27 protein-coding genes are annotated in these 24,636 nt (G+C 70.1%); 20 read left to right on the top strand and 7 right to left on the bottom strand.

Going from position 1 to position 24,636, the window contains the following annotated elements; all coding sequences use genetic code 11:
• Window positions 1-7 precede the first annotated feature (7 nt).
• Entirely contained in the window at window positions 8-1,438 is a 1,431-nt protein-coding gene (locus LDL49_RS38055; protein WP_225298823.1) for an alpha/beta hydrolase family protein, read from the top strand.
• Here the strand turns inward: LDL49_RS38055 and LDL49_RS38050 are convergent.
• From LDL49_RS38050 to LDL49_RS38040, 3 genes are all read right to left on the bottom strand, one after another.
• Entirely contained in the window at window positions 1,414-2,733 is a 1,320-nt protein-coding gene (locus LDL49_RS38050; protein WP_225298821.1) for a glycoside hydrolase family protein, read from the bottom strand. The two genes, LDL49_RS38055 and LDL49_RS38050, sit on opposite strands and share 25 nt — an antisense overlap.
• Before the next feature lie 136 nt (window positions 2,734-2,869).
• Complete coding sequence (locus tag LDL49_RS38045) at window positions 2,870-4,945, bottom strand: S9 family peptidase (protein WP_225298819.1); 2,076 nt, start codon at window positions 4,943-4,945, stop codon at window positions 2,870-2,872.
• 117 nt (window positions 4,946-5,062) lie between these two features.
• Window positions 5,063-6,016 carry an SDR family NAD(P)-dependent oxidoreductase gene (locus tag LDL49_RS38040; protein ID WP_225298817.1) on the bottom strand — a complete coding sequence of 318 codons (954 nt, stop codon included), beginning with the start codon at window positions 6,014-6,016 and terminating at the stop codon, window positions 5,063-5,065.
• Between the two features lie 143 nt (window positions 6,017-6,159).
• Here LDL49_RS38040 and LDL49_RS38035 point away from each other — a divergent pair, with 143 nt between their 5' ends.
• The gene (locus tag LDL49_RS38035) at window positions 6,160-6,729 is read left to right on the top strand and encodes a TetR/AcrR family transcriptional regulator (RefSeq protein ID WP_225298815.1); all 570 of its coding nucleotides are present in this window, start codon (window positions 6,160-6,162) and stop codon (window positions 6,727-6,729) included.
• Window positions 6,730-6,747: 18 nt separating this feature from the next.
• Here LDL49_RS38035 and LDL49_RS38030 read toward each other — a convergent pair whose 3' ends face one another.
• Window positions 6,748-7,143, bottom strand: coding sequence for a cupredoxin domain-containing protein (locus LDL49_RS38030; RefSeq protein ID WP_225298813.1), 396 nt, complete (start codon window positions 7,141-7,143; stop codon window positions 6,748-6,750).
• A gap of 170 nt (window positions 7,144-7,313) precedes the next feature.
• Between LDL49_RS38030 and LDL49_RS38025 the strand changes: the two genes are divergently transcribed.
• Both LDL49_RS38025 and LDL49_RS38020 read left to right on the top strand, forming a co-directional pair.
• Window positions 7,314-7,703 (top strand): YybH family protein, encoded by a 390-nt coding sequence (locus LDL49_RS38025; RefSeq protein WP_225298812.1) that lies wholly within the window; start codon window positions 7,314-7,316, stop codon window positions 7,701-7,703.
• A gap of 30 nt (window positions 7,704-7,733) precedes the next feature.
• Window positions 7,734-8,186: an alpha/beta fold hydrolase gene (locus tag LDL49_RS38020; protein ID WP_225298811.1), complete on the top strand. Its 453-nt coding sequence runs from the start codon at window positions 7,734-7,736 to the stop codon at window positions 8,184-8,186.
• Here LDL49_RS38020 and LDL49_RS38015 read toward each other — a convergent pair.
• Both LDL49_RS38015 and LDL49_RS38010 read right to left on the bottom strand, forming a co-directional pair.
• A complete protein-coding gene (locus LDL49_RS38015; RefSeq protein ID WP_225298810.1) occupies window positions 8,155-8,733 on the bottom strand; it encodes a TetR/AcrR family transcriptional regulator in 579 nt (192 codons plus the stop codon). The two genes, LDL49_RS38020 and LDL49_RS38015, sit on opposite strands and share 32 nt — an antisense overlap.
• A gap of 42 nt (window positions 8,734-8,775) precedes the next feature.
• Window positions 8,776-9,591, bottom strand: a complete 816-nt coding sequence (locus tag LDL49_RS38010; protein WP_225298808.1) for an SRPBCC family protein — start codon at window positions 9,589-9,591, stop codon at window positions 8,776-8,778.
• Window positions 9,592-9,721: 130 nt separating this feature from the next.
• Between LDL49_RS38010 and LDL49_RS38005 the strand changes: the two genes are divergently transcribed.
• The 12 genes from LDL49_RS38005 (at window position 9,722) to rfbD (ending at window position 20,256) form a co-directional block, all read left to right on the top strand.
• On the top strand, window positions 9,722-10,141 hold the full coding sequence (locus LDL49_RS38005) for a VOC family protein (RefSeq protein WP_225298807.1): 420 nt from the start codon (window positions 9,722-9,724) through the stop codon (window positions 10,139-10,141).
• Window positions 10,142-10,233: 92 nt separating this feature from the next.
• Complete coding sequence (locus LDL49_RS38000; RefSeq protein WP_225298805.1) at window positions 10,234-10,593, top strand: MmcQ/YjbR family DNA-binding protein; 360 nt, start codon at window positions 10,234-10,236, stop codon at window positions 10,591-10,593.
• 49 nt (window positions 10,594-10,642) lie between these two features.
• The gene (locus LDL49_RS37995) at window positions 10,643-11,125 is read left to right on the top strand and encodes a GNAT family N-acetyltransferase (RefSeq protein WP_225298803.1); all 483 of its coding nucleotides are present in this window, start codon (window positions 10,643-10,645) and stop codon (window positions 11,123-11,125) included.
• A gap of 506 nt (window positions 11,126-11,631) precedes the next feature.
• Window positions 11,632-12,009: a hypothetical protein gene (locus LDL49_RS37990; protein WP_225298801.1), complete on the top strand. Its 378-nt coding sequence runs from the start codon at window positions 11,632-11,634 to the stop codon at window positions 12,007-12,009.
• A gap of 18 nt (window positions 12,010-12,027) precedes the next feature.
• Window positions 12,028-13,200 (top strand): DMT family transporter, encoded by a 1,173-nt coding sequence (locus tag LDL49_RS37985; RefSeq protein WP_225298799.1) that lies wholly within the window; start codon window positions 12,028-12,030, stop codon window positions 13,198-13,200.
• A 309-nt stretch (window positions 13,201-13,509) separates the two neighbouring features.
• Window positions 13,510-14,157, top strand: coding sequence for a GntR family transcriptional regulator (locus LDL49_RS37980; protein ID WP_225298797.1), 648 nt, complete (start codon window positions 13,510-13,512; stop codon window positions 14,155-14,157).
• 196 nt (window positions 14,158-14,353) lie between these two features.
• The gene (locus tag LDL49_RS37975) at window positions 14,354-14,704 is read left to right on the top strand and encodes a hypothetical protein (protein ID WP_225298795.1); all 351 of its coding nucleotides are present in this window, start codon (window positions 14,354-14,356) and stop codon (window positions 14,702-14,704) included.
• Window positions 14,705-14,974: 270 nt separating this feature from the next.
• Window positions 14,975-16,429, top strand: a complete 1,455-nt coding sequence (locus LDL49_RS37970; RefSeq protein ID WP_225298793.1) for a sugar transferase — start codon at window positions 14,975-14,977, stop codon at window positions 16,427-16,429.
• Window positions 16,430-16,431: 2 nt separating this feature from the next.
• Window positions 16,432-17,499: a glucose-1-phosphate thymidylyltransferase gene (locus LDL49_RS37965; protein WP_225298791.1), complete on the top strand. Its 1,068-nt coding sequence runs from the start codon at window positions 16,432-16,434 to the stop codon at window positions 17,497-17,499.
• A complete protein-coding gene (gene rfbB, locus LDL49_RS37960) occupies window positions 17,496-18,422 on the top strand; it encodes a dTDP-glucose 4,6-dehydratase (RefSeq protein WP_225298789.1) in 927 nt (308 codons plus the stop codon). The genes LDL49_RS37965 and rfbB overlap by 4 nt, the downstream gene beginning before the upstream one ends.
• Window positions 18,419-19,363, top strand: a complete 945-nt coding sequence (locus tag LDL49_RS37955) for an endonuclease/exonuclease/phosphatase family protein (protein WP_225298787.1) — start codon at window positions 18,419-18,421, stop codon at window positions 19,361-19,363. The genes rfbB and LDL49_RS37955 overlap by 4 nt, the downstream gene beginning before the upstream one ends.
• Window positions 19,360-20,256, top strand: coding sequence for a dTDP-4-dehydrorhamnose reductase (gene rfbD, locus LDL49_RS37950; RefSeq protein ID WP_225298785.1), 897 nt, complete (start codon window positions 19,360-19,362; stop codon window positions 20,254-20,256). The genes LDL49_RS37955 and rfbD overlap by 4 nt, the downstream gene beginning before the upstream one ends.
• Here rfbD and LDL49_RS37945 read toward each other — a convergent pair.
• Window positions 20,176-20,784 (bottom strand): dTDP-4-dehydrorhamnose 3,5-epimerase family protein, encoded by a 609-nt coding sequence (locus LDL49_RS37945; protein ID WP_225298783.1) that lies wholly within the window; start codon window positions 20,782-20,784, stop codon window positions 20,176-20,178. The genes rfbD and LDL49_RS37945 overlap by 81 nt on opposite strands.
• A gap of 234 nt (window positions 20,785-21,018) precedes the next feature.
• On the opposite strand from LDL49_RS37945, the gene LDL49_RS37940 reads away from it, so the two are divergent.
• The 4 genes from LDL49_RS37940 to LDL49_RS37925 all read left to right on the top strand — a co-directional run bounded on the left by LDL49_RS37940 (window position 21,019) and on the right by LDL49_RS37925 (window position 24,632).
• Window positions 21,019-21,936, top strand: a complete 918-nt coding sequence (locus tag LDL49_RS37940; RefSeq protein ID WP_225298781.1) for a phytanoyl-CoA dioxygenase family protein — start codon at window positions 21,019-21,021, stop codon at window positions 21,934-21,936.
• Window positions 21,937-21,997: 61 nt separating this feature from the next.
• Window positions 21,998-23,215 (top strand): class I SAM-dependent methyltransferase, encoded by a 1,218-nt coding sequence (locus tag LDL49_RS37935; RefSeq protein ID WP_225298779.1) that lies wholly within the window; start codon window positions 21,998-22,000, stop codon window positions 23,213-23,215.
• Window positions 23,212-23,985: a sugar phosphate nucleotidyltransferase gene (locus tag LDL49_RS37930; protein WP_225298778.1), complete on the top strand. Its 774-nt coding sequence runs from the start codon at window positions 23,212-23,214 to the stop codon at window positions 23,983-23,985. The genes LDL49_RS37935 and LDL49_RS37930 overlap by 4 nt, the downstream gene beginning before the upstream one ends.
• Window positions 23,982-24,632 (top strand): PIG-L deacetylase family protein, encoded by a 651-nt coding sequence (locus LDL49_RS37925; protein ID WP_225298776.1) that lies wholly within the window; start codon window positions 23,982-23,984, stop codon window positions 24,630-24,632. The genes LDL49_RS37930 and LDL49_RS37925 overlap by 4 nt, the downstream gene beginning before the upstream one ends.
• Window positions 24,633-24,636 lie beyond the last annotated feature (4 nt).

Below are 24,636 nucleotides of genomic sequence, written 5' to 3'. Positions count from 1 at the left end.
TCGGCCCATGAAACGGATTCTTGCCGCAGCGGCGGCAGTGGCTACGGCCCTGTGCCTGCTCGTCCCGCCGGCTGTCGCGGCGGCCGAACCATCCCCGCTCGCCGTACCCGCCGACCTGAGCGCCACCGAGGTGAGCTTCCGGGGTAGCGGCGGGCTCGACCTGCACGGCACGGTTCTGGCCAGGTCAGGGGCGAAGGCCGACCGGCCGGGGATCGTGCTGGTGCACGGCGCGGGCACCGGAACGCCCCGCAAGCAGCTCCTGGGTGAGGCGGTCGAGTTCGCCCGCAGAGGGCTGTCCGTGCTGATCTACGACAAGCGGTCCGTGGGCTACTCGCTCTTCGACCGGTCCTATTCGCAGCTGGCCGACGACGCGCTCGGCGCCGTGGCCGCGCTGCGTGAACAGCCGGGCGTGGATCCGGCGAAGGTCGGGTTGTGGGGACTCAGTGAGGGCGGCTGGGTGGTGCCGATCGCGGCGTCCCGCTCGAAGGAGGTCGCCTTCATCGTGCTCGTGGGCGCCAACGCGCTGGCGCCGTTGCGGCAGCAGACCTGGGCGGTGGCGGCCGGGCTGCGGAAGGCGGGGGTGTCGGGGTCGCTCGTCGAGCGGGCCGAGCCCAAGCTGTACACGGCGATCGCCGACGGCGGCCTGTTCCCCGAGCCCTACTACGATCCCGCGCCGACCATCGCCAAGGTACGCCAGCCCGTCCTCGGCATCTGGGGCACGAACGACCTGCTGACCCCGCCCGAGGAGACCCCTCCGGCGTTCGCCAGGGCGCTCGAAGCGGGCGGGAACCGGCACTACACCTTCCAGTTCTTCCCGGGCGCCGACCATGCCGCCCACCAGAGCCCTGACGGCGGTGTCACCCGGCTGACGGAGCTCGCCCCCGGTTACGCCGATCTGGTCGGCTCCTGGGTGAAGGACGTGACCGGCGGCAGGCCGCCCACGGCTCAGACGAATGGACCGGACCCCACGCAGGCGTCGCTGAGCATCCCGATGGACCCTCCGGCCTGGTGGGAGTCGGCCTTTACGCAGGTCGCGGCCTTGCTGGTGTTCCTGGTCGGGTTCGGGGCCTACCCGGTGGTCGCGCTGGTGCGGCGGCTTCGCCGCGCTTCCCAGGCTCCGGTGTCCAGGGCCGCCCGGCTGGTGAGCGCGGGCGGGTTCGGGGTGGTGCTCGGGTCGTTCTTCTACCTGTTCTACGTGGTCATGACCGGTGGCAAGCTGGCCGCGCCCGGGCCCATGGTCGCGGGTCACCCGGTGATCTGGCTGGTGCTGCAGCTCCTCGCGGTGGCCTGCGTGGTCGCCACCGTCCGTACGGCGCTGGCCTGGCGCCGGGTCCGCGCCATTGTGGCGAAAGGGGAGAGGGTACGGCTCGGGCTCCTGCTCGCCGGTGGGGCGGTGTTCCTCCCGTGGGCCCTTTACTGGGGGCTGCTGCTTCCGTGAGGAGCGGTGTGCCATTCGATGTCCTGTTCCGCGCCGCGTACCCAGGTCACGGTGAGCGATGGGCGGCCGGGGCGGAACACCTCGAACCGGTAGGTGTCCGGACGGTCGGGCACGTCGATCCGCCGGACGCCCTCGGCGCCGTCGAGCCGCGCGGCCAGCTCGGCGAAGGCGTCCGCGCTCGGAAGACGGGCACCGAGCGTCTCGCCGTCGGACTCCAGCAGCACGAACTTCGAGAACATCAACTGCAGCATCTCGAGATGGTCCGCGGGCTCGTTCGCGTCGGGGCCGAGCTGCCAGCAGACCGTGCGCCGCACGCCGCAGGACAGCGCCAGGAGGTTGCGTACCACGAGGTCACGCGCGTTGATCCGGTGCCGCTCGGCCTCCAGCTCCGGCGGGCAGCCGGTCATGAACATCTGCAGGGTGGGCGGCAGCTCGCTCATCCGCGCGTACAGCCGCTCCATAGCCTCCCGGGCGGGTGCGGCCGACACCCGGCCGGTCCTGAAGTCCGCGGTCGTGAACGTGTGCCAAGGGGTCAGGCCGCCGGAGTTCATGACGTCGGCCAGGTGCTCCATCACCTCCGGATACTGCGGGAGGAGCGGGCCGTTGTACTCGCCGGCCAGGATGGGCTTCTCGGGGCCGTGTGAGCGCATCACGGTGCGGATGTCGTCGATGGTGTCGGGAATCAGGTACGGGTCGCCGTACAAGTGGATGTCGAAGACGTCGTAAGCGCCCTCGGCGACGAGCCGCAGGAAGAACTCCCGCTCCTCGTCGGGGGTCTCGGGGGCGGGGAAGACGCCGGGCGGGCAGCCGCCGAGCACGACGTCGGCCCGCGGGTCGGCGCTCTTGACCGCCCGGTGGAACAGGGCCAGCAGGTCGAGGTACTCGGTGGCGCTGCCGCCCCAGAACAGCGGGATGCACGGCTCGTTCTCGCACTGCCAGTAGCGCACGCGGCCCGCGCAGTGCGTCACCAGGGCGCGTAGCATCGCCTCGTACGCGGCGGGGTCGGTGGGCGGTGAGCCGGGGAGCAGGTCGGTCGACCTGGTCGAGCCCCAGGGTGAGGCCGCGCAGATCATGAACCACAGCTCGGTGTCGTCGTCGACCTGGTCCAGGACAGCGTCCACCGCGCTCCAGTCGTACCGGCCCGGTTCAGGTTCGAGCTGCGACCAGTAGAAGAACAGGCGCAGCAGTCCGGCGCCGAGGTCGCGGGCCTGCGGGGCGAACGTGTCGGGCTTGGCGACCAGGCCGTACTGGATGCTGCGGACCACGCCCATCCGGATGTCGTCGGTGGATGTCATGAGCTGTCCCTTCGGAGGAGGTTGTCCTCCGACGATGGCCCCGCCCGCTGATAGGTCGCTGTTGTATCGCTGGCAGACCGCTGTTGGCGGACCCGCGGCCGGGCCTCGGGCCCGAGCCCGGCCGCAAGTCGTGAGGTCAGCCGGAAGAGACGTTCAATGCCGTACGCAGGAACTCCAACTGGTGCCGCAGCAACCCCTCCACAGCCGCCTCGGCGGTCGGCATGTGCGTGGCCCCCGACAGCGGGAGCACCTGGTGCGGGCGGCCCGCCGCCAGCAGTGCCGCCGACATCCGCAGGGTGTGCGCGGCCACCACGTTGTCGTCCGCCAGGCCGTGCACCAGCAGCAACGGGCGGCGCAGCCGGGCCGCGTCGCCGATGGGCGAGGAGCGGTCGTAGTTCTCCGGTTCCTCGTCCGGGTGGCCCAGGAACCGCTCCCGCCAGTGGGTGTCGTACAGCCGCTGGTCGCTCGGCGCCGCCCCCGAGACGGCGGCGTGGAACACCTCCGGCATGCGCAGCACCGCCGCCGCCGCGAGCGTGCCGCCGTAGCTCCAGCCGCGGATGCCCACCCGGCCCAGGTCGAGGTCGGGGCAGTGCTCGGCGGCTGCCCGCAGGGCCACGACCTGGTCTTCGAGCGGCGCGGTGAGCGTGTCGCCGTGGACGGTCTTGTCCCAGGCGGGGCCGCGTCCGGGAGTGCCACGGCCGTCCGCCGTCACCACCGCGAACCCGTGCTCGGCGAACCACTGCGACTCGGCCAGCCACCAGTGCCGGGCCCGGGTCACCAGCTGCATCGCCGGTCCCGCGTACGGCGCCATCAGCACCGGCAGCGGACCGGAGCCCGGCCGGTGCCAGGAGGGCAGCAGCAACACGGTACGGATCTCCCGCTCACCCGCTCGCAACCACGTGACCCGCGGGACGACCAGCGGCTCCGCCTGGAGCGAGGCGATCTCCACGTCGGGCCGCCCGTCACGCACCACGCGGAACGAGTGACCGGCCTCGGTGTGCGAAATGCGCAGCAGCGCGCCGCCCGCCCGCTGGCCGGTGTGCAGCCCCGGCCCGTCGCTCAGCCGTACGGGCCCGCGCTCCGCGTCATATGTCCACAGGTGCTGCTCGGTGGGCTCGTCATTGGCGGTGAAGAGCACAGATTCGCCGGAGACGTCCACGACCGAGCGGATCTGCAGCCCTTCGGGGGTGACCGGACGGCCGTCCACGAGCAGCCGCCGGGTCCCGTCCAGGTCGGCGGTGTGCACCAGCGCACCGGACGCGGTCCGTGCGGGCGTGCCCGCGATGAGCTCGACCCAGGCGGCATCGCGCTGCTCGTGGAGCAACGTCGTCTCGCCCGTGTCCGGATCGGCGGCCAGCACCCGCAGCGTGCGCTGGTCCCGGCTCTGCACGCTGATCAGCGGGCCGTGCGCGTCCCAGCCGGCGGTGGCCACGTACTCGTACGCGGCCCGGTCCCAGCGCACCTCCACGGAGCCGCCGTCGAGGTCGAGCACGTGCAGCGTGACCTCGGCGTTGGCCGTCCCGGCCGCCGGATAGGCGATCTCGCGCGGCGGCCGGGACGGGTCGGCGGGATCGGCGATCCACCAGCGCCGCACGCGACGGTTGTCGACCCTGGCGGCCAGCAGCCGGGTGCCGTCGGGCGACCACCAGTAGCCGCGCGTCCGGTCCATGGACTCCGCCGCCACATGCTCGGCCAGCCCCCAGACGACCTCCGAGTCCTCGGGTACGGCCAGCCGCCGGTCACGCCCGTCGGCCGGCTCGACCACATGCAGCGCGCCACCGGTCACGTAGGCGACCCGGCTCCCGGTGGGGTCGGGCCGGGGATCGACCGCCGGCCCGGCGGTGGCGACGGGCCGCGCCTCGCCGCCGTCGATGTCCACCGCCCACAGCCGCCCGTCAACGGCGAAAGCGACGGTACGTACGGCGGCGTCGGCCGCATAGGCGACGACCCCGGTCGCCCGCTCCCGAGCCCGCTCCCGCCGAACCCGCTCCGCCTCGGGAACGGACCCCTCCGCCCCGAGCGTCTCGGGCGCCACGACCAGCCGCTCACCCGTCTCGTCGGCGACCCACAGACAGCTGCCCCGATCCTCACCCCCGCGAGTCCGGAGGAACACGGCCCGACGGCCATCGGGCGACAGCGTGAAGGCCCGGGGCACCCCGAGCGAGAACCGCTGGGTGCGGGCGAATTGACGTGGAAATCCCTTGGTATCCATGAAAGGAACTCTGCACCGGGCTACCAGGAACAGCGGGGGGAGTGAAGTGCGCGGGGGAGACTCACCGGCGCCGGGGATCGATCGATCCAGTGGATATTTTAGCAGGCGGGAACCGGGTCAGGCGTTGACGGAGAGCTCCCACAGACGCTCCGCGGCCGCCGGGTCGAGGGCGTAGGAGGCGACTCCGTGGCGGGCCGAGCGCGTGTCGTTCGGCAGCGCCTCGTTGCAGTCCTCGAAGTAGCGGCCGGTGACGCCGTCGAGCAGCGGCGACGCGGCGGCGAGCACCGACGTGGCCGCCCCCTGCTCCGTCGTCTTCCACGTGAAGTCCTCGCCGGAGGAGGCGGAGGAGGCGGCGGCGGCGCGCAGCCGGTCGAGCTCCTCGTCGGAGACGTACCGCTGGAGGTTCGTACGGATGCCGCCCGGCATCAGCGCGTTGACGGTGATCCCGTCGTCCGCCCAGCGCCGCGCCGCCTCCACCGCGAACAGCACGTTCGCCGTCTTGGACTGCCCGTACGCCGACAACGGCTCATAGGCGCGCTCACGGAAGTTGATGTCCTCGAAGACGACCGGGGAGCGTAGGTGCGCGGTGGAGCTGACCGAGACCACACGGGCGCCGTCGGCCGCCGCGAGCGCGGCGTGCAGGCCGGTGGCCAGGGCGAAGTGGCCGAGATGGTTCGTGGCGAACTGGAGCTCCCAGCCGTCCGGGGTGTGCGCCTCGGGGCAGGCCATCACGCCGGCGTTGTTGACCAGCATGTGCAGCGGGCCTTCCCAGGCGCTCACGAACGACGTGACCGTGCCGCGGTCGGCGAGGTCCAGCGGGGCGACGAAGATCTGCTTGTTGCCGGTGGTCGCGGTGATGTCGGCGGCGGTCGCGGCGCCCGCGTCGAGGTTACGCACGGCGAGGGTCACCTCCGCGCCCGCCGCGGCGAGCGCGCGGGCGGTCTCGACGCCGATGCCGGACGCCCCGCCGGTGACGATGGCCCGCCGGCCGGTGAGATCGACGCCGTCCAGCACCTCGGCCGCGGTGGATCGGGCGGTGAACGGGGTGGTGATGCGGGTGTTCGCAGTCATGATTCCCAGTCCTGTCAGGGATGCGGGGGGAGAGCTCCAAACGGTAAGATGTGAAACGGAGGAGCCTCCAATTAAGTTCGACTGTATTCGGAGTCTCCTCCGTTTGGCAAATCCTCTCGCCCCCGAAATCCACAGGAGACACCGTGCAGGCCGGGTCCCGACCGCTGCGCGCCGACGCGCGCCGCAACCGCGATCGGCTGCTCGACGCCGCCGTACGCGCCTTCTCCCACGACGGCCCCGAGGTGACGCTCGACGCGATCGCCAAGGACGCGGGGGTGGGCATCGGTACGCTTTACCGCCATTTCCCCACCCGCGAGGCGCTCGTCGAGGCCGCGTACCGTAACGAGCTCACCAGGCTGTGCGAGGCGGCGGCGAGCCTGCTGCGCACGATGCCGCCCGACCAGGCGACCCGCGCCTGGATGGATCGCTTCGTCGACTACATGACGACCAAGCGCGGCATGGCCGACGCGCTGCGCGCGGTCATCGCGTCCGGCGGCAACCCGTTCGCGGAGAGCCGCGACCGGCTGGTCGGCGCGATCGGGTCACTGCTGGCGGCCGGGGCCGCCGCGGCGACCGTGCGTTCGGATGTCGAGCCGGAGGACGTGCTCGCCGGCCTGGGCGGCGTGGCGCTGGTCGTCGGCGAGGACGAGCAGCGCGACCGGACGGGCCGCCTGCTCGACCTGCTGATGGACGGCCTGCGCTACCGGGCCTGAGCCACCGCTAGGGGTGCGCTATTTCACGCTGATCTTCGTCATCATCCCCATCGCGCGGTGATTGTCCACCGGGCACCACAGATCGTACGTCCCCTTCTTCAGCGTGACGGAGAGCTTCGTCGTCTTTCCGGGTGGGACGATGCCGGCGGTCGAGTCGACGCCAGGCCCCCTGATCGACAGGCTGTGCGGAGCGGTGCCCGCATTATGGATCATGAAGGTGTAGGGCCCCGGCTTGAAGTCGGTCGTCGAGAGCGTGAGAGAGAACTCCCGCTCGGTCACCGTGACAGACCTGTCGCGAGTCCCGGGCATCGCCGCGGCAGTCGTGCCCGCGCCGACCGTGGTCAGCGTCAGCGCGGCGGCGACGAGCCCGATGACCAGACGGGACGCGCTTCTGGAACGAATCGCAGCAGACATGATTGCCAACCCTTCATCGCGGCATCGATGTCAGCCATGGCAGTCTCCGTATGCCCCGACCCGCGTAACGCCAGACCCGCGGGCGTGTCGACGGTTGGCCATCATTTGACCTTGTCACCAGCGTCAACGTTTATCGTCGATCCCCGACCATCGATGAACGGACGCCCTGCATGAGCACGGACCGCGACACTCTTCTCGAACACGACCAGAGCTTCTTCGACGCCTTGGTGGCCAACGATCTCGACCGGCTGAAGGAGTTGCTGGCGGACGACTTCATCCTGGTCGGGGTTGAGGATGGGGCGGTCGCCACCAAGCAGATCGTCCTCGACCTGGTGGCGTCCGGGTCACTCCGGTTTCCGCGGATCGACTCGTTTCCCGGCGAGGCGATCGTCCGTTTTCATGGGGAGGTGGGCATCGTCGTCGGGCGTACCGGCATGAACTTCACAGGCCCAGAAGGCGCCACGTTCAGCGCCGGGAGCCGCTACACCCACGTGTACACCGCCGACTCCCACGGCTCCTGGCGCCTCACCTCCGCCCAGGGCACCGCGATCAAGGGCTGACGGCATTTACCCCAGGTATGTTTCGGTTCTGTGAGCGAACAGAAGGCTCTGAACGTCGGTCCCTCCCGGATCGAGGTGGCGTACGAGCGCTTCGGCGACCCCCAAGCGCCTCCCGTCCTGCTGGTGCAGGGGCTTGCCATGCAGATGCTCGGCTGGCACGAGGAGTTCTGCGCCGAGCTGGTCGCTCACGGCGTGCAGGTGATCCGCTTCGACAACCGCGACGTCGGCCTGTCCTCGCACTTCCCCGACGCGCCGGAGCCCGACCTGCGGGCGGCGCTGGCGGGTGACCTGTCCTCGGCGATGTGCGACGTCAGCGGTGGGCGGGCGACGGCGGCGGCCATCCCCGGGGCGGAGCTCGTGATCTTCGACGGCATGGGCCACCACCTACCTCGGGCGGCGTGGCCCGAGATCACCTCGCTGATCGCCGGCCTCGTCCGGCGCGCCGAGGCGGCTACCCCACCAGCGTGGCGGCGCAGCTGGTGACGAGGTCCTCCGCGTAGGCGGGAATCGGGCGGCCCGAGCTCTGGTGGCGGCGGACCGTGGCGTACGGCAGGTCGACCGTGGCCAGGAACAGCTGCTCGACCTCCTGCGGCTCGCGCCTGTCCAGCCGCTCGGCCAGGGCGCGGACGGCGTTGCGGACCCGGCGGTCGCTGCGTTCCAGGCGTTCGCGGGCCTCCGACGGCCAGTTGGGTTCGTCGAAGTCCGCCGGGCCGTACAGCAGTATGTGTGCTTCGTGCGGATGTGCCCTGCTCCAGGAGACCACGTGGCGCGCGGCAGCCGGGGCGGCTCGCGCGGCGGGCTCGGTGTTGAGCGCGGACAGGAAGCCGTCCTGGAAGCGGTCGACCGTGCGCAGCCACAAGGTGGCGAGCATGGAGGAGCGGCTGGGGAAGCGATGGTAGATCGAGCCGCTCGGCGCGCGGGCGGCACGGGCGACCGCCGCCACGGTCACGGTGCTCGGGCCGCTCGCGGCCACCAGTTCGGCGGCCGCGTCGAGCAATCGGTCAACGTCATGGCGAGGCGGTCGTCCCATGCCGTCGAGCGTATAGGGACAGACTGAAGGGTTTCTGGGGGCTTAATCGGCTTCTGTCTTGGTCATCGCCCTGATGGTCTCGGTCATGTTCACCCGTAGCCTGGCCAGCCGCTCCTCGAGGATGGCGCTCGCGTCACCGGGAATCTTGAGTATGGCCTGACGCAGCCCAGTGTTCCCGTACGTGTGGACGAACGTGTGCTTGATGATGGTCTGTCCGGAGTCGGGGGTCAGGTCGTAGCTCCACAACGAGGCCCGCCACCCCCCGGTGTCGAGCACCGCCCAGGCGAACCGCCTGCCCGGCTCCACCTCGGTGACCTCGCAGATCACGGAGCTGGTCCGGCCGTCGGGGAACCGGTTGCGCCCCTCGAATTTCCTCCCGACCGCGGGGCCGTCCCCCTCGTCGAGCCAGGTCGCGCCCGTGCACTCCGGGCTCCACTCGCCGATGCGCGAGACGTCCGTGATCAGGTCCCACACCTCCTCCGGCGAGTTGCCGACCCGGACCACGACCTCCACGGTGGCCCCCGTCACGGCGTAGTCGGCCTGGAACGCCCGCACCTCCACGGTCCCGAACCTGGCCGCCGGATGCTTGGCCGCCACTTCCACCGCCTCCTCCAGGCTCGCGCACTCGAGGATGTCGAAGCCGCCGACCTGCTCCTTCGTCTCAACGAACGGCCCGTCGCCGACGAGTACCCGTCCATCGCGTACGCGTACGGACCGCCCTTCCGAAGCGGGCCGCAGCGCATGTCCTTCCAGCCGGACCCGGCGCCGGTCCATCTCCTCGACCCACTCCTCGGCCCCGCCCACGTCCGTGCTCGCCTCGATGGACGGATCCGCGCAGATCAGCAGCAGATACTTCACCAGAACGCTCCTTCTGTTTGTCGTCTTCACCCCTACGACGAACGGCTCTCTCACAAACCGACAAGTGGACAGCGATATAGCGGGCAACTCATATTGGACGAGGCCAACATCCCCCACACCGGAGGTCTGTATGGACGTGCGTCTGGACCATCTCGTCTGCTGGGTCTCGGACCAGCTTCGCGCGCTCGACTTCTACGAGCAGGTGATCGGCCTGCCAGGGGTACGTGCCGAGGAGTTCAGGGACGGAAAGGCGCCGTTCCCCAGCGTGCGGGTCTCCGGTGACACGATCATCGACCTGATGTCCCAAAGGGCGGCGAACCGCGTCGACGAGGGCACCGGCGTCAGCGGCAGCGCCGGTCATCCGCTGAACCACTTCTGCCTGGCGCTCGCCCGCGACGACTTCGACGCGCTCGAAGCCAGGCTGACCCGGAACGGCGTGGAGATCTCCGGCACCGGCTCCAACTCCTTCGGCGCCAGGGGCATCGCGCCGGGCGTGATCTACTTCTCCGACCTCGACGGGAACGTGATCGAAGCCCGCTACTACAACTGAGGCCTCAAGGCGCGCAGCTTTCTGTTCGCTCACAGGCTTCAAGGTGCGCAGCCGGGCGGAAACTGTCGGCACGGTTTGCTACACAAGACGGCATGGGTGTGAGCGTCGACGAGTTCCTCAAGCTGCTGGACCGGTTGCCCGAGGCGCGCCTGGGCGATCACGGTGGCACGTGGGTCAGCCTCAAGGTGCGTGACAAGGGCTTCGGTTATCTGTGGGAAGCGACCGAGACCGTGGGGCTCAAGGCGACGATCGAGGAGCAGATGGCGCTCGTCGCCGAGCGGCCCGATGTGTTCGAGATCCAGTTCACCGCCGGCCGGTTCGGATGGGTCGTGGTGCATCTGCGGCGGATCGACGCTGACGAGCTGTTCGAGCTGGTCGCCGAGGCGTGGTGCTTGACGGCGCCCAAGGAGTTGGTCGCCCCCTTCGAGGCTGCCCACAAAATCGGGCAATAGGGCGTAAAAGGTGTTGGAAGTCGCGTTAGCATCGTGCACCGTGACAGATATGGACATCGAGCTCCGCGAGTGGTGCGCGGACGACGCTCCCGTCGTGCTGCGCGCGTTCCAGGCGCCCGACATGGCCAGCCAGGCATCGTGGCCGATCGTCTCACTCAAGGACGCGGTGGGCTGGATCGCGTCCTGGCCCGGTGCGGGCCACGCGTTCGCCGTCACGCTCTCAGGGCAGGTCGTGGGCAATGTCGCGGTAACGGGCATCGACGGCCACGACAACGGCTGGGTCTCCTACTGGACGGTGCCCGAGGCCAGGGGTCGGGGGGTCGCGGCGGCGGCCGTGATCGAGCTGACCCGCTGGGCCTTCCGCGAGCGCGGCCTCTACCGGCTGGAGCTGGGACACCGCATCAACAACCCGGCCTCGTGCCGGGTGGCCACCAAGGCGGGCTTCCGTCCGGAGGGCATCGAACGCCAGAAGCTCCGCTATGACGGACGCCGCTACGACGTCGAACGCCACGCCCGCCTCGCCACCGACTGACCTGTCACGGACGCCGACTCGTTGCGGACTCCCGACCGTTACGGACGCCCGACTCGTTGCGGACTCCCGTCCCGTTACGGACACCAACCCATTACGGACGCCGACCTGACGCGGGACTGTCCGTCACGGATCGACTCGCCAACGCATCATGGACGTCGACCTCTGACGGGACTCACGCGCCACCGCCGAGTCAGGGGCACTGACCTGCGGAGGGACTGGCCAGCCTCCGGCACCCACGCGTCATGGACGTCGACTGCTCACGAGACTGACCCGTCACCGCTACCTACCTGTCACGGGATCCACCCGCCACCGACGCCTACCCATCACGCGGACTGACCTGTTGCGGGAGCGACCTGCCGCCGACTGCCTGCCATCGACCCTCGACTCTTGGTCCCCGACTTGACCCCGCCATGCCGACCCCCGCGGGACGGCTGGGGCTGTGGGACGGAGAGTGCTGAATGCCTCGCACCTGGTCATGGACGGGCGAGCTGATCTAGGCTCGGGGGGTGGACAGCGAGAGCTCGGCCGCGGCCGGCCTGCTGGCGGCACTGAGCCGAGCGGCGGAGATTCTCGCCGAATTACACCACCCGTTCGTCCGGAGCCAGCCCTTCTCCTATTTCTTTCCGCCCGCGGGTGTACGGACCGGGACCGCGTTCACCCTCCCCGACGGCCGTGAGCTCAGCTTCGCCGTCTCCATCGCCGCCGCCAACGGCGAGTTCCACGTCGACGGGATGGTCTCCGTCGAGGGGGACGTATTGCTGGGGCTGCCGCGCAAGACCACGTCCAGCATCCACGACGGGCTCGCTGTGCTCGACGACTACGCGGGCGAGCTGGCCGCCCCGGCCGGGCGGCTCATCGACCAGCAGTTGGACAATATTGTCTAACTGTCTGACAATGGTGGCATGAAGAACGGACCCTTCGCCGTCATCGGTGCCTCCGTGCTCTGGGGGACCGCCGGTACGGCGGGGCTGCTGGTCTCGGCCGACTCGATCGCCCTGGCCGCTGCCCGGCTGGTCATCGGCGGCACGGCGCTCGCCTTGGTCGGCCTGCTCGCTGGAGCTGGAGCGCGAGCCGGAGAGGGAGCCGAGGCTGGGGTTGGGCCGGGAGCCGGGGCTGGGGATGGGGCTAGCGCAGGAGGGGGAGCCAACCGGGGCCCGCTGGTCACGTCCAGAGTGTGGGGCACGTCCAGAGCGTCGGTCACGTCCAGACTGCCGGGAACCCCGTTGCCGGGCGCGCCGAGGCCGCCCGTCACTCGGTTGTCGGGCGCCAGATTGCCGGTCAGCCTTAGATTGCCGGTCACCCTCAGGTTGCCGGTGACTCCCGCGTTGCTGGTCGCTGCCGTTGCTGTGGCCGTGTACCAGTTGTGCTTCTTCGCCGCAGTCGCCCGTACCGGCGTGGCCATCGGCACAGTCGTCGCGATCGGCAGCGGGCCCGTCTTCACCGGCCTGCTCTCCTGGTTGCTGCACAGTGAGCGGCCGAGTCGGCGTTGGGCCATGGCCACCGCCGCCGCGGTCTGCGGGTGCGCCGCCCTGATCGTGGGCGGTGGTGCTCAGGCGGGTGGGCAGATGGTGTCCGGGGTGCTGTTCGCGCTGCTCGGTGGGCTGCTCTACGCGTTCTACGCCGTCACCGCCGCTCGGGCGATCAGCACGGGCGCGTCGTCGAACGCGGTCATGGGGGTGCTGTTCGGCGGCGCCGCCGTCATCATGGTGCCGGTCCTGCTCTGGCGGGGCACCGAGTGGCTGGCCGAGCCGCGCGGGCTGCTCGCCGCTGTTTACCTCGGCGTCGGGGCGACCGCGCTGTCCTACTTCCTGTACGGCAGAGGACTGCGCACCACGCCGGTGGCCACGGCCGCCACACTCGCCCTGGCCGAGCCGGCGGTCGCCGCGCTGCTCGGGCTGCTGGTGCTCGGTGAACGCCTGACCCTGGTGTCTATTGCCGGTCTCGTCCTGCTGGCGATCAGCCTCGTGGTCGTGGCCGTACCGGAAAAGCGGCTGCCCGAAAGGGTGCTCGTAGAGCGAGCGTCCGCGGACAGGCCGCTGGCGGGAGAGGCAGCTGGCAGGGGGGCCACTCGCTGAAAGGCGGCCACCCGCCGATGGGACGCTGGCCAATGGATAGGCCGCTGGTTGATGGTCGCTCGCCGATGGGGCCGGTGCCAGAGGGGCTACTCGCTCATAGACAGCTGGCAGCAGGGCCACTCGCCGATGGGTCGTTGCTCGAGAGGCCGCTCGCCGATAGGTGGGTGGCGAAGTGGTCGGTGGCGAAGAGGTCAGCGTCTGAAGGATCGCGGGTCGGGGGGCGGCGTCTGAAGGATTGGGGCCCCGGGTCGCGTGGCTACGGTCGTGGGGGGAAACGGTGTGTCCCTATGAGGCGTTAGAGTCGCAGCCGTGACGTTGCCGCTCAGACCCGTCTCCGCGGTCGGCGCGCTCGCCGACGCGCTGCGCCGCAGGGTGCTCTCCGGCGAGATCGGGCCGGGTACCGCGCTGCCCGAGCAGGAGCTCGCCGCCACCTACGGGGTGGCCAGGCCCACGGTACGGGAGGCCCTGGCCGTGCTGGTGCACGAAGGGCTGCTCAGGCGTGAGCGCAATCGCAGTGCCTATGTCCCCGAGGTGACGATCGCGGACCTCGACGATCTCATGTACGTACGCCGGCCGCTGGAGGGTCTGATGGCCACGGCCGTGGCGGGGCGGCGGGTGCCGGAGGCGGAGGCGGCGCTGGTCCGGATGGGCGCCCTGCCCGCCGACGCGCCGTGGTCGGAGTCGGTGGCCGAGCACATGGCGCTGCACCAGGCGCTGATCGAGGCCGTGGGCAGCCCGCGGCTCGAACGGCTCTACGGCGCGCTCGCCGCGGAGACCCGGCTCGGCCTGGTGCGCCTGCGCGAGGTCTACGAGGACAGGGACGTGCTCGTACACGAACATCGGGAGCTGCTCGACGCGATCGCCGAAGGTCCCGCCGAGGCGGCGCAGGCCGCGGTGGCCGCCCACCTCAGCCACGCGTGGGGCGGCGACCCATCCCCCCGAGCCGAGACCCCCTGAACCGACACCCCCCGAACCGAAACCTCGTGTAAAGCGGCCCCTCACAAAGACTCCCTCGTAAGGCCTCCCTCCCGCCACATCCCGAGCCCTCCTGAGCCCCTTCTGGCCCGCTGCCGCGCCGATCCCGCGAGCGAGATCCGCACCCAATATCGCGAACTCTTGCGGCGGGACCCCAGAAGTCGCAAGAATCGCGGCCATGCACGGCAACCCGATGCCGGACTCCTACGTGTACGTCACGGAAGAGGGCGTGACCCGTCACTATGCGGACGGGAGCGTCGAAGCCCTTGCCTGGGAGGACGTGGTCGAGGTCCGTGTGGTGACCGAGTCAGGAGAGGACGTCCTCTACATCCTGCTCGACCGCGACGGCGAAGGCTGCGTGGTACCCAGGTCGGCCACCGACGCCACGTTTCTGGCGCGTCTGCGCTATCTGCCCGACTTCGACCTCGACCGGCTGCACATCGCCGCCGAGTCGGCACATGACGGAGTCGTGGTCGTCTGGCGGAGTCCCGACCCACCGTCCGCACTGCCGGATCTGGAATATGACTAGCCGCGTCATATTCCGGCAACCTGCTGAAATGTTGCCATAAACCGCACATTTGCCGACATGTCGATCAGCACTTTTGGATCGTTCCGTCAACCCCTTCTCCGCCCCGAGATCCGTCCTGTTGTGGACATTTAACGGTATTTCCCATGCAGGAGTGGATCTTTACTCTTTAGTGGGGGCCGCCGCCCTTGATTGTGCATGGGGGACTTGTCAACCCATGAGGTTCAAGGAACGTCATGTTCTTGCGGTGCACAGAGTTTTCAGGGTGGTGCTATGAGGGTGGGGACTGGGGAGTCCGATGTCGTGCTCCTCGAGGCCGTACCACGTCACGCGTCAAGTATCTGGACGCGTGCGTACTTACGGCTTCTGTGGGGTGGCGACGCGGCGTGCGCGCTGGTCGCGTGCGTCTGCGTGCTGGGCATCCGCCTCTTGTCCGGCGCGTACGTTCCGTTGGCCGAGTTCGTGCTCGGAGTCGGCCTGATCATCGCCTGGCCCTTCGCGCTGGCGATGGGTGGCGCGTACCGGCAGCGCGCGCACGGCGAGGGCACTGAGGAGTTCAGGGCCGTCTTCAACGGCGGCGTCGGGTTGATGGCCGCGGTCGCGATCGGCGCCTACGCCACGCAGACCGTCGTCGCGCGCAGCTTCGTGATGGCGATGCTGCCGCTGGCGCTTCTGTCCACGTTGTACTTCCGCTACAGGATGCGAAAACGGCTGCACAGCCGGAGAGTGGTCGGCGACTACATGCGCGAGGTCATCGCCGTCGGCCATCGCGAATCCATCCTCGACCTGGTCATGCAGTTCCGCCGTCAGCCGTACCACGGCATGCGGGTCGTCGGCGCCTGCCTGCCGCCGGACCGGATGGACGTCGACCTCGACGGCATCCCGGTGCTGGGCTCGTTCGGCGACGTCGCCGAGGTGGTGTACCGGATGGGAGCCGACGCGGTCGCCGTCACGGCCTGCCCGGAGTTCGACGGGTCGGCGCTGCGGCGGCTGGCGTGGAGCTTGGAGACCGCGCGCACCGACCTGTTCGTCGCACCCGCGCTCATGGAGGTCGCCGGCCCCCGGATCAGCATCAGGCCGGTCGCGGGGATGCCGCTCCTGCACGTGGAGCATCCCGAGTTCGACGGCGCCAGGCAGATCGTCAAGACCGTCTTCGACCGGCTCGTGGCGGGAGCCGCGTTGCTGCTCATGGCCGTGCCGCTGCTGGCGATCGTGCTGCTGATCCGCCTCACCAGCCCGGGCCCCGCGCTGTTCACCCAGACCCGGGTCGGCAAACGCGGCAAAGAATTCCGTGTCCTGAAATTTCGGACCATGGTGGAGGACGCCGAGGAGCTCAGAGGCGCGCTCCTCGATGCCAATGAATTGGACGGGGTGCTCTTCAAAATTAGGAACGATCCAAGGATCACGCCGGTAGGCGCTTTCCTCCGCAAATACTCGCTCGACGAGCTCCCCCAACTGGTGAATGTGGTGCGCGGCGACATGTCGCTCGTCGGCCCCCGGCCGCCGCTCCCGGAGGAGGTCGCCAAGTACGGCAGCGACGTCCGCCGCCGCCTGGTCGTCAAGCCGGGCATGACGGGACTCTGGCAGGTCAGCGGCCGCTCGAACCTGAGCTGGGAGGAGTCCGTACGCCTCGACCTGCGATACGTGGAGAACTGGTCCCTTATCCTCGACCTCCAGATCCTCTGGAAGACCTGGTCCGTCGTCACCCGTGGAGAAGGGGCTTACTAGCGGTGAAAGCACTCGTGCTCGCCGGAGGGTCGGGCACCCGGCTACGGCCCATCACCCACACCTCGGCCAAGCAGCTCGTGCCCGTCGCCAACAAGCCGGTGCTGTTCTACGGCCTGGAGGCGATCGCCGAGGCGGGGATCAGGGAGCTCGGACTGGTCGTCGGCGACACGCACGCCGAGATCGAGGCGGCCGTCGGCGACGGCTCCGCGTTCGGCCTGGAGGTGACCTACCTGCGCCAGGAGGCGCCGCTGGGCCTGGCCCACGGTGTGCTGATCGCCCGCGACTTCCTCGGTGACGACGACTTCGTCATGTACCTGGGCGACAACTTCATCGTGGGCGGCATCAACGGGCTGGTGGACCGGTTCGCCAGGGAGCGGCCCACCGCCCAGATCATGCTCACCAGGGTCGGCGATCCGCGCCAGTTCGGGGTCGCGGAGCTCGACGCCGCCGGCCGGGTGGTCGGCTTGGAGGAGAAACCCGACCGGCCCAAGAGCGACCTCGCGCTGGTCGGCGTCTACCTGTTCAGCCCGGCCATTCACGCCGCCGTGGCCGAGCTCAAGCCGTCGGGGCGGGGCGAGCTGGAGATCACCGACGCGATCCAGTGGCTGATCGAGGCGGGGCTGCGGGTCGAGTCCTCGGTGATCTCCGGCTACTGGAAGGACACCGGCAACGTCACCGACATGCTGGAGGTGAACAGGCTCGTGCTGGAGTCGCTCGACCGGCGCGTCAGCGGCCTGGTGGACCAGGCCAGCGAGCTGATCGGTCGGGTCGTGGTGGAGCCGGGCGCCGTGGTCGAACGCTCGCGCGTCGTGGGCCCAGCGATCATCGGCCCCGGCGCGCGTGTCCAGGACAGCTATGTCGGCCCGTTCACCTCGATCGGCGCCGACTGCGCGATCGGCCGCAGCGAGATCGAATACTCGATCGTGCTGCCCCGAGCCTCCATCCAGGGAGTCGGCCGGATCGAGTCGTCGCTCATCGGCCACGACGTCGAGGTGACCCCTGCTCCGGACACCCCCAAAGCCCACCGCCTCGTGCTGGGCGATCACAGCAAGGTGCAGATCAGTTCATGACACGGATTCTGGTGACAGGTGGGGCCGGCTTCATCGGCTCGCACTTCGTCCACGGGCTGGGCGAGGCGGACGTGACCGTGCTCGACAAGCTCACGTACGCGGGCAACCGGGCCAACCTCGAAGGGCGGCCGCATACCTTCGTCCACGGTGACATCTGCGACGCCGAGCTGCTCGGCGAGGTGGTGCCCGGCCACGACCTGGTGGTCAACTTCGCCGCCGAGTCGCACGTCGACCGGTCGATCGACGGCCCGGCCGAGTTCGTGCGCACCAACGTGCTCGGCACCCAGACGCTCCTGCAGGCGTGCCTGGAGGCCGGGGTCCCGAAGGTGGTGCACGTGTCGACCGACGAGGTCTACGGCTCCATCGACCACGGCTCATGGGAGGAGTCCGCGCCGCTCCTGCCGCGCTCCCCGTACGCCGCGTCGAAGGCGGGCGGCGACCTGGTCGCCCGCGCGTACGCGATCACGTACGGCCTCGACGTGTCGATCACCCGGTGCGGCAACAACTACGGCCCCAGGCAGTACCCGGAGAAGGTCATCCCGCTGTTCGTCACGAACCTGCTGCGTGGCCGGCGCGTCCCGCTCTACGGCGACGGCGGGAACGTCCGCGACTGGATCCACGTCGCCGACCACTGCGCGGGCATCCGCCTGGTGGCCGAGAAGGGCGCGCCGGGCGAGGTCTACCACATCGCGGGCACCGCCGAGCTGACCAACAGGGAGCTGACCGCGCGGCTGCTGGAGGCGTGCGGCCGGGACTGGAGCATGGTCGAGCCCGTCGAGGACCGCAAGGGCCACGACCGCCGCTACTCGCTCGACGACAGCAAGCTGCGCGCGCTCGGCTACCGGCCGGAGATCCCGTTCGAGCAGGGGCTCAAGGACACGGTCAGCTGGTACGCGAGCAACGCGGCGTGGTGGAAAGCTTGAAGCGGAACACCTTGCTCACCTCCGCGCTCTGGGCACTGCTGTCGCCGTTCGCCGGCTGGGCGGTCCTTCGCGTGGCCGGCTGGGAGCCCAAGCTCAGATGGTCCCAGCTCGTGTCGTTCACCCCCTACGCCGCGGCGGGCTCGCTGGTGCCGCTGGCACTCGCGCTGGCGCTGCGCAACCGGCCCGCCACGTACACCGCGCTGGTGGTGGGCGGGCTGCTGGCCTCGGTGGTGCTGCCGCGCGCGGTGCCGAAGGGCGTCCCCGAGGCGGAGGGACAGCCGCTCCGCGTGATGACCGCGAACGTGCGCGTGGGCTCGGTGCCCGCCGAGGCCCTGATCGGCGCGGTCGAGCGGAGCCGTCCCGACGTGCTCACCCTGCAGGAGCTCACCCCGGACCTCGCGGCGCGGCTCGACCGGGGCGGCCTGCGCGCCCTGCTGCCGTATCACCTGGAACAGCTGGGCACGGCCGTCTACTCGCGCTTCCCGCTGCGTCCGGGGCTCGGCTTCGCGGCCGGCCAGTGGCAGCACGTCGGCGGCCTGCTCACGCTGCCCGACGGCTCTGAGGTGGACGTCGTCGGCGTGCACGCCTGCGCGCCGGCCGGCGGCTGGCTGGCGGGGTGCTGGGCGCAGAGCATCCGGGTCCTGCCGACGGCGGTGGCGAAGCGGCCGCGGGTCCTGGCCGGCGACTTCAACTCCACGCTCGACCACGCGGTGCTGAGGGAGCTGATCGCCACCGGCTACCAGGACGCCGCGTCCGTCACCGGGAAGGGACTCGTCATGACCTGGCCGTACTACGGGCGCTCCGCCCTCGTCCCCAAGGTCGCCATCGACCACGTGCTGGCCTCCGAGGGGGTGGCCGTGCGCTCGTTCGAGACGCTCGCCCTCCCGCGGACCGACCATCGCGCAACGGTCACCGACCTGGTGCTGAGGGGGCGCGCATGAGGTGGGTGGTCACCGGTGCGGGCGGCATGCTCGGCACCGACCTGACGGAGCTGCTGCGGACCACGCCGGGGATGCGGGTCCGCCCGTTCACCCGGTCCGAGCTGGACCTGTGCGACGCCGGCGCCGTCGCCTGGGCGCTGCGCGCGGCCAGGCCCGACGTGGTGGTCAACTGCGCCGCGTGGACGGCCGTCGACGACGCCGAGACACGCGAGGAGGAGGCCCTGGCGATCAACGGGACCGCCGTGTCCGTCCTCGCCCGGGTCGCCGCCGACCTGGGCGCCCGGCTGATCCAGCTCTCCACCGACTATGTCTTCGACGGCGCCGCGGTCGGCCCTTACCGGGAGAGCGCCCCGACGGGGCCCATCAACGCCTACGGCAGGACCAAGCTCGCGGGCGAGCGCGCGGCCCTGGAGCACGGCCACCACGTGGTGCGTACGGCCTGGCTCTACGGCGCCCACGGCCGCAGCTTCGCCCGCACGATGGTCGGCCTCGAAGCCTCCCGGCCGACCGTCTCCGTGGTCGACGACCAGTTCGGCCAGCCCACCTGGACCGGCGACCTGGCCGAGCGGATCGTCCAGCTCGGCCGGGCGGACGCCCCGCCCGGCGTCTACCACGGGACGAGCGCCGGGCGGACGAGCTGGTATGACTACGCGAGAGAGCTCTTCTCCCTGCTCGGCGCCGATCCAGGCCGGGTCGAGCCCATCCCGAGCACGGCCCTGCGCCGGCCCGCCCCACGCCCCGCCAACAGCGTGCTGGCGCACGGGAACTGGCAGGCCGCCGGGCTGCCGCCGATGCGTGAGTGGTCCATCGCCCTACACGCGGCCTGGCCGGCTCTGCTGGGGCCCTGGGGCGCTCGCGTAGTGGGCCAGGCAGTCGGCGTAGGAGGGGAGTAGACCTTGTCCGGCCGCTTCCGCCAGCGTGGGTGCCGCGGCGTCCTTGTCCGAGAGGATCGGCTCGATGCCCTCCGGCCAGACGATGCCGAGGGCCGGGTCCAGCGGATGGATGCCGTGCTCACGCTGCGGGGCGTACGAGGTGGAGCACAGGTAGATCACGGTGGCCGACTCGCTGAGCGTGAAGAACGCGTGGCCGAGACCTTCGGCCAGGTAGACCGCCTGTCGCGAGACGTCGTCCAGCTGGACCGCCGCCCACTGGCCGAAGGTGGGCGAGCCGGTTCTGAGGTCCACCGCGACGTCGAGGACGCTGCCGGAGACGCAGGTGACGTACTTGGCCTGACCGGGCGGCACGTCCGCGTAGTGGAGGCCGCGCAGCACGCCCCTGGCCGAGACCGAGCAGTTGGCCTGGGCGAGGTCCAGCGCTCGGTCGAGCTCGTCGCTCCTGAACCACTCCAGGAACTGCCCGCGCCCGTCCTTGTGGATACGCGGGCTGAACAGCCAGGCGCCGTCGAAACCGAGGGGATCCATGAGCCGGATCCTGACATAGCAGGAACGTTCCCACCAGAGTGTGTAACGCGGGATATGGCAGTTGCGAAATGCCAGTTGATTGAGGCATGTGGTCCTGAGCGGGGTCAGGATCACCATCCCGATCAGTACGTTTCCGGGAGCCGGCAACCCATCCCGCCCCACGCACGGCCTCGCAAGACCTACGAGGGGAGATCGGTTCGACTCGCACCATGCACGTGTAAGGGGCAAGCCCAGATGACCACGGTATTCACCGGCAGCACGATGAACGACGAGGCGCGACGCGAGCGGATCTTCCAGGGCGACGTCTTCGTCTACACGGCCTCGCCCGCGTCCCGCGAGCTCGTGTCCTTCGCCCGCGAACTGGTCGCCGAGACCTTCGGCGGCGCGGATCCCACCACCGCCCAGCACAGCATGCCGGTCGAGCGGTTCGCCGCGCTGCTGGCCGACGTCAAGCCGCGCTTCATCCATCATCCGAGGTGCAAGGAGCTCATCGCGGTCCTGCTGGACGAGCTGGGGTTCGCGCCGGACGAGACCTACTTCGACGTGCCGCGGCTGCGGACCTCGACCTCCGACGGCTATCTCGACTCGGGCATCTCCTACGCCTACCACGCCCACCGCGACTGCTGGTACTCAGCGCCGTTCAACCAGGTGAACTGGTGGATCCCCGTCTACGACGTGGTGCCCGAGAACGTCTTCGCCCTGCACCCGGAGTACTTCACCCAGGCCGTGCGCAACGGCAGCGGCCGCTACGACTACGCCTCGTGGGTCAGGACGGAGCGCCCGTCGGCCGCCCAGCACATCTACAGCGACACGCGCGAGCAGCCCAAGCCGGAAGAGGATCTCGACCTGTCCGGCGAGCTCAGGTTCGTCATGGAGCCGGGCGGGGTGCTCCTCTTCTCGGGCGCCCAGCTGCACTCGACCGTACGTAACACCTCGGGCGTGACGCGCTTCAGCATCGACTTCCGCACCGTCCACATCGACGACGTCAGATCACGTAAGGGCGCGCCCAACGTGGACGCGGCGTGCCTGGGCACCACTCTGCGCGACTTCATGCGCGCCGGGGACCTGGCACGCATCCCGGAGGGGCTGTCGGCGGAGTACGAGAAGGAGGCCGTGGCTCACGTGGAGCGAGCCAACGGTAGTTCGTACTGAATCTCACACATCGGGAGGGGACCATGGCTCGTTGGTTACAGCGCGGAAGAGGCCGAGGCCGGTGACCGTCTGCCGGCTCTGCGGCTCGGGCGAACTGGCGAGCGTGGTCGACCTCGGCGCCACGCCGCCCTGCGAGCTGTTCCTCACCCGGGAGCGGCTCGACCAGCCCGAGCTCACCTACCCCCTGCACCTGCGGGTCTGCACGAGCTGCTGGCTCGCCCAGATACCGCCGCTGATCCAGCCGGAGGAGACGTTCACGGAGTACGCGTACTTCTCCTCCTTCTCCACCTCCTGGGTGGAGCACGCCCGGGAGTTCGTGGCGGCGGCCGTGGACCGGTTCGCGCCGGGCTTCGTGGTCGAGGTGGCCAGCAACGACGGGTACCTGCTGCAGCACGTGGCGGAAAGAGGGGTGCGCTGCCTGGGCATCGAGCCCTCGGCCAACGTGGGTCAGGCGGCCAGGGACAAGGGCATCGCCACCCTTACGGCCTTCCTCGACCCGGAGACCGGGGCGGCGGTCCGCGCCGAGCACGGGCCGGCCGACCTGGTCGTGGCCAACAACGTGTACGCGCACATCCCCGACGTCGTCGGCTTCACCCGAGGGCTGCGCGCGCTCGTCGCCGACGACGGGTGGGTCTCCATCGAGGTACAGCACCTGCTCACGCTCGTGGAGCTGAACCAATACGACACGATCTACCACGAGCACTTCCAGTACTACACGGTCGCCTCCGCGCGGCGGGCGCTGGCCACCGGCGGCCTGGCGCTGGTCGACGTGGAGCTGCTGCCGACGCACGGCGGCTCGATCCGGCTCTGGGCCCGGCCCGAGGAGGCGGGCGGCGAGCCCACCGAGCGGGTGGCCGACGTGCTGGCCAGGGAGAAGGGGGCCGGGCTCGACGAGCTGGCCGGGTACGCGGAGTTCGCCGCCCGAGTCGCCAAGGTCCGCCGTGACCTGCTCCGCTTCCTCATCGACGCGGCCGAGGCGGGCAAGACCGTGGCCGGCTACGGCGCGCCGGGGAAGGGCAACACGCTGCTCAACCACTGTGGGATCCGCGAGGACCTGCTGGCGTACACGGTGGACCGCAATCCGTACAAGCACGGCAGGTTCACGCCGGGCACCCGGATCCCCATCCTGCCGCCCGAGCGCCTGGCCGAGGACCGGCCGGACTATGTCCTGGTGCTCCCGTGGAACCTGCGAGCCGAACTCACCGAACAGCTCTCCTACGTCCGCGAGTGGGGCGGTCGGCTGGTCTTTCCCATCCCGAGTCTGGAGATCCTGCCATGAAGGTCGTGCTCTTCTGCGGTGGGTACGGCACGCGCATGCGCACCGGAGCTCCGGGCGAGGTACCCAAGCCCATGCAGCTCGTCGGCCCCCGGCCGCTCATCTGGCATGTGATGCGCTACTACGCGCACTTCGGGCACACCGAGTTCATCCTCTGCCTCGGTTACGGCGCCCAGCACATCACGGAGTTCTTCCTGACCTACAAGGAGACCGCCTCCAACGACTTCCGGCTGCGCGGTGGCGAGGTGGAGCTGCTGTCGCAGGACATCTCGGACTGGTCGATCTCCTTCGTGCAGACCGGCGTCCAGTCGCCGATCGGCGAGCGGTTACGCCGGGTCCGCGACCATCTGGACGGCGAAGAGGTGTTCCTGGCCAACTACGCCGACGTGCTCACCGACGCGCCGCTGCCGGAGATCGTCGACCGGTTCACGGCCGCCGACGTGGGGGCGTCCATGATGGTCGTGCCGCCGCCCGGCACCTTCCACTGCATCGACATCGACGACGACGGGCTGGCGAGGGACATCGCGCCGGTCACCCAGATGCCGATCTGGGTCAACGGTGGATATTTCGTGCTCCGTCAGGAAATTTTCGATCACATACCGGAAAACGGGGATCTGGTGGGGGATGGCTGTGTGGAGCTGACCAAGCGGGGGCGGCTCATGACCTACCGGCACCGCGGTTACTGGCGGCCGACCGACACCGTCAACCAGCGGATCGAGCTGGACGAGGCGTACTCGCGCGGCGACAGGCCCTGGGCGCTGTGGGAGGCATGATCCGGCTGACGGCCTCCCGGTTGGGCCGGATCGTCGCGCTGGGCGCGCACTGCGACGACATCGCCATCGGGGCGGGCGGCACGCTGCTCACCCTCTGCGCGGCCCGGCCCGGCCTCCAGGTCGACGCGCTGGTCCTGTCCGGAGGGGGGACCGAGCGCGAGGACGAGGAGCACGCGGCGCTCACCGCCTTCTGCCCCGGCGCCGACCTGCGGCTGACCGTGCTCAAGCTGCCCGACGGCCGGTTGCCCGCGTACTGGGAGCAGGCCAAGGAGGCGCTGGAGCTGCTGCGGGTCAGGACCGATCCCGACCTGATCCTCGGCCCGCATCCGAGAGACGCCCACCAGGACCACCGGGGCCTGGCCGAGCTCGTGCCGACGGCCTTCCGCGACCACCTGACGCTCGGCTACGAGATCGTCAAGTGGGACGGCGACCTCGGCCGTCCCGCCGCCTACCAGCCGCTGCGGCCGGAGGTGGCGGCGGAGAAGGTCGCCGTGCTGCGGCGGCACTACCTCTCGCAACTCCGGCGTTCCTGGTTCGACGACGAAGCCTTCCTCGGGCTCGCCCGCATCCGCGGCATCGAGTGCGGCGCCAGGTACGCCGAAGCCTTCCACACCCGCAAACTGACCCTCGACCTCGCAGGAGACTAGCCGG

Origin of the sequence: Nonomuraea aurantiaca (assembly GCF_020215705.1) — a bacterium.
Lineage (GTDB): Bacteria > Actinomycetota > Actinomycetes > Streptosporangiales > Streptosporangiaceae > Nonomuraea > Nonomuraea aurantiaca.
Note: the sequence above shows the minus strand (reverse complement) of the source record. Positions and strands in the feature narration are given on the sequence as shown.